Consider the following 4,180-nt stretch of genomic DNA (forward strand, 5'->3'; position numbering starts at 1 on the left):
ATCCATTAGTTGCTTATGCCCTTATGATCTTTGTTCTGCTTTATATACCCTGCATAGCTACGATTGCCGTGATAAAGAGGGAGACAAATTCCTGGGCCTGGGCAGCTTTTACTGCATTTTATACCACAGCAGTTGCCTGGGTAGTATCCTTCATTGTCTATCAGGGAGGAAGGCTCTTGGGATTAGAATGAGGAAGTAATAAAAGCAGGGAAAATAAAAAACAAAAAAATATTGGTTCTACGGGGTTTTTTGTGGATAACATAAATTAAGGATAGACAAGGGTTTCTTTCTTCTTTAGAAGCTCGTTAAAAATACCTTAAGCCTCTTTATGCTTTGCCTCTCATTTTGTTTTGGAAAAATCCCCTTTTTTGCTATTACCTCAAGAAGGATTTTTGTCCTCTCTTTGTCAGAGGCAAAGTTATCATCGTAAAAGAATATGTCCTTTAAGGATTATTTATTTTCCTCTAGCCATTTTACAAGGCTAGCTAGTATCTCTTCAAAAAGATTAAGGGTTTTTTTGTTCCTTTTAACGATTTTCTTTCTCCCACCTTATTATTTCTTTTAACACCCTTTTTATCAAATCCAGATATTTGGGAGAAGCCTTTTGAGATAAAGTTATGGTTTCAAAAAAATCAGGGATGCTTTCTTTTTCTTTTTCAAAAGAAAGGAGGTTATCTAAAGGAAGACCAAGGGAATTTGCAATTTTATTAAGAACATTGATTGTAGGGCTTACCTCCCCCCTTTCTATTCTGCCAATATAGGTTGGATGTAAGTCTGATTTATTAGCCAAAGCCTCTTGTGACAACCCCAAAGACTTCCTTATTTGTTGAATCTTTCTTCCTAACATAGCCTCTAATTTCATAGGAATTTACTTTACCTCATTTAAGGGATAAAAACAAGAGACGATAGGATAAATTCATTAAATTTTTTTCTTGACATTTTTAAGCATATATGGTATAATTAAAATAGATTAAACTTTAAGGTAAAAAATAATAGCTCCTAGAAAGGAGAGGAGGTGAGAAAAGATGAATAGAATATTCGTAGTAGTAATGAGCATTGTTGGTGTTATGTTATGTGGTTGTTCTTTCTTTAAACACGACCATGATGTTACTGTATCTGATGTTTATACTGTTGCTTATAGAATAGTAAATTACTACTCTATCCTCCCTGTTCCTGCATCAAAACCACGACCACCCGAAGTTATTAATAGACCACGAAATGTAATTTGCCCAGGAGATACCGCATATGCTGTTGTTGTAGTAAAGAACAACGGAAAAGAATGCAACCACGATATGACTGTTACTTGGACTGTAATGCCAGCTAATGGAAAACCACTTCTTTCTGTCTCTTCAACATATAAGATAAGAACCTCAGACTACTGTTACTTTTTCCAGCGCATACCACAAGTAGAAGATATAGGAACTGGTTGGATTGAAGGGAGGGTTTCTGTGGATAGAAATGCAAGTCCTAATGATGATTCAAAGAGGGCAACCATAAAAATTACAGAGACACCGTAAATGCTTAACTTAAAGAAGGGATAGAGAACGCTAAAGAATTAATTTCAACGAATTTCTCTATCCCTTCCAGTGTCAGCTAGAAAGATGATATAATATTGAAAAGAATAAATAAGATGAAAAGATTAATTTTATGCATTTCTTTACCTTGCTTTACTCAATCTACATTAACCTTAGGGACAAAAGATATAATCTACAATAAAGGATTTAACAAAGGTATAAAGACAAGGTTAATCTTAAAAAGGGAAAACCTGGGAGAAATCATTGAAACAGGATTTAGGGTTGAAAAAGATGGAATGTCCTTTAAAATATCCCATATTAACAAAGATAATCTCTTAAAAAATTCTATTCTTCTCAAGATAGATAGAAAAAATGAAAGAAGGGTATTTAAAAAAGCAAGGTATATTACAGAAGAGGGGATTGGAATAGCATATCTTAAATCCCTATTTATTCCAGATTGGAATTCATATAGTAAAGAACCAACAACTGCCTATATTTTTACCCTTAATAGAAAGCTTGAGTCAGCCTTAAATTCCATAAAATGGAACATAGGAACAAAGGGCATTCTTTCTATTCCATCTCCTAAGTTATGGGATGAAGAGCACTTGGGATATGTTGTTGGAATGATGAGCTTTTTAAGGGGCTACTTTGGCTTTGATGTAGAAAGGGGTGTAATAAATGGAGGAATAAACGGATTTATGCAAACCTCATCCTATGCGCCAATAACCCCTTTGCAAAACTATGAGGCAATGGTAGGCTTAAAAAGAAAAGGGATTGAGGTATCCTCTTATTTTCCTTTAAAGACACAACTTTACTCTCAAGATGCCTTTGACCAAGGAAAAAGGTCTATTCTTTCTCTTTCATTAAATAATTGGTCTCTTGAAGGCCTTTTTGGATATGAACAAAACCAGTATGGAGTGCAATTTGAGAGACAATTTTCAAAATTCAGTCTTTCTCTATTTTGGGCAAATAGCAAAAATAACAAAGAAACCTATGGAATTCAAGTTACATTAGGGGGAAAGAATCCAGAGATACTAAAGGATGTTATTCAAGATAGAAAAATAAGCATTCCAACTACATCTTCTGGTCCTTCTCAAAGGGGAGAATGGTCTAATCCTCCTGCTAATCTCTCCTCATTAGGCTTTGAGGAAACTATAAGCCTCCTTGACTCCCCTGATAAGGTAGCCTGGTATACAGATAATTATTTTAGGTATCTTGATGACCATAATGATGACCTTTTTAAGATTTACCTCCCTTCCCGAGTTTTTGAATTAAAAGGGGGAAATTGCACTGAACAGATGGGGTTTGAAGCTTATGCTTTGAGAGAGCATGGCTATGAAGCTTATACCTGTGGAATAATAGCTACATCCTTAACCCATGCTATTTGTGTATATAAAGATAAAACTACAGGGAAATGGAATCTTATTGATTATGGCACTATTAGAGAGGTTCAATCAGAAAATTTAGAGGAATTGCTGGATAAATATAACCCTGGATGGTTCTCTTTTTCTCTAAAAGACCCCTCTTCTTCTAAAACATTAGGGCAAAGAGATAGCCCTTCCAAGAAATACCTTATTGACTGGTTTGAGGAGTAAAATTATCATCCTTGGTTTTGCAATATTCTTTTCAAGCATAGGTAATGCCTCGGAGAAACTGACCATTTCGCTTAAAGATGCAATATCCATTGCCTTATTTAATAATCCAAATATAAAAAATGCAAATAACAATCTTGAGGTAGCAAAGCGAAATTTGGAAGCAATTTATAAGAAGCATCAACTCAATGTTGCTTTAGAATCAAAGGCTCAAAAGAAAAGAAGCAAAACCTCCCTTGCTTCATCTACCCAAGATACATACCTTACATCATTAGGCTCTACTTGGTCAAAGATTACTCCCTCCTCTGGGCTTTTGACACTATCGCAAGGATATGGGTTGAGTAAAAATAAAATCCCTTCATCTGAAAAATTCTTAAGTAATCCATTTATTTCCATAGAATTAAACCAGCCTTTAAGTAGAGAAGGAAGGCTACAACAGAGATTACCATTTATAAATGGTGAGGAGGAATTTAAATTGGCAAATATAGATTATAGATTAACAGAAGAACAATTGGTTTTTGATGTTATCAATAATTACTATCAGCTCATACGAATCAAAAGATTAGTTAAACAAACAGAAGAACAGGTAAATCTATCCAAGCAATTATTAAAATGGACAGAATCTAGGCTGAAATTAGGCTATGTTCCAAAATTAGATGTAATGAATGCCCAAATGCAATTATCTTGTGATAGGGATTTTTTAATTCAGGCACAAGAAGAAAAAGGGGGTTCTCAAAGGAAGCTCTTACAACTTCTTGGATTAAATGAGGATATTGAGATTGAATTAAATGAAGAAATTGAAGCTATGGTTTTAAACGAGAATATTGACAAAAGTATTGATGAAGCAATTAAAAATAGTCCAGAGGTACAAAAGGCTGAAATAGAGCTTTTACAGATTAAAAGAAATATAGATATTGCTAAAAGTATCAATAAGCCAACTTTAATTATTTCGTAACTATTCACCCTATAGGGAAATAAGGAATGTATATGTTTAGATAATGTTAAGGAAAATAATGAAGCCAAAGAATAAAAATCCCAATGTCCAAATCCCAATGACAAATGAAATCCCAATGT

Annotated in this window: 5 protein-coding genes; 4 read left to right on the top strand and 1 reads right to left on the bottom strand. The window is 34.0% G+C overall.

What is annotated here, in order from left to right; all coding sequences use genetic code 11:
• Window positions 1-191 (top strand): hypothetical protein (locus AB1630_10830; GenBank protein MEW6104285.1); only part of this gene is annotated, 191 nt, incomplete at its 5' end.
• A 335-nt stretch (window positions 192-526) separates the two neighbouring features.
• On the opposite strand, the gene AB1630_10835 is transcribed toward AB1630_10830, so the two are convergent.
• Window positions 527-862, bottom strand: coding sequence for a helix-turn-helix transcriptional regulator (locus AB1630_10835; protein MEW6104286.1), 336 nt, complete (start codon window positions 860-862; stop codon window positions 527-529).
• Window positions 863-1,025: 163 nt separating this feature from the next.
• On the opposite strand from AB1630_10835, the gene AB1630_10840 reads away from it, so the two are divergent.
• From AB1630_10840 to AB1630_10850, 3 genes are all read left to right on the top strand, one after another.
• Window positions 1,026-1,517: a hypothetical protein gene (locus AB1630_10840; GenBank protein MEW6104287.1), complete on the top strand. Its 492-nt coding sequence runs from the start codon at window positions 1,026-1,028 to the stop codon at window positions 1,515-1,517.
• A 113-nt stretch (window positions 1,518-1,630) separates the two neighbouring features.
• A complete protein-coding gene (locus AB1630_10845) occupies window positions 1,631-3,109 on the top strand; it encodes a hypothetical protein (GenBank protein ID MEW6104288.1) in 1,479 nt (492 codons plus the stop codon).
• Window positions 3,090-4,061, top strand: a complete 972-nt coding sequence (locus tag AB1630_10850; protein MEW6104289.1) for a TolC family protein — start codon at window positions 3,090-3,092, stop codon at window positions 4,059-4,061. The genes AB1630_10845 and AB1630_10850 overlap by 20 nt, the downstream gene beginning before the upstream one ends.
• The last annotated feature ends 119 nt before the right edge of the window (window positions 4,062-4,180 follow it).

The organism is bacterium, from assembly GCA_040753555.1.
GTDB lineage: Bacteria > UBA9089 > UBA9088 > UBA9088 > UBA9088 > JBFLYE01.

Coding starts and splice junctions, on each gene's coding strand:
- AB1630_10835 (MEW6104286.1), bottom strand. CDS start 862: ATGAAATTAGAGGCTATGTTAGGAAGAAAGATTCAACAAATAAGGAAG.
- AB1630_10845 (MEW6104288.1), top strand. CDS start 1,631: ATGAAAAGATTAATTTTATGCATTTCTTTACCTTGCTTTACTCAATCT.
- AB1630_10840 (MEW6104287.1), top strand. CDS start 1,026: ATGAATAGAATATTCGTAGTAGTAATGAGCATTGTTGGTGTTATGTTA.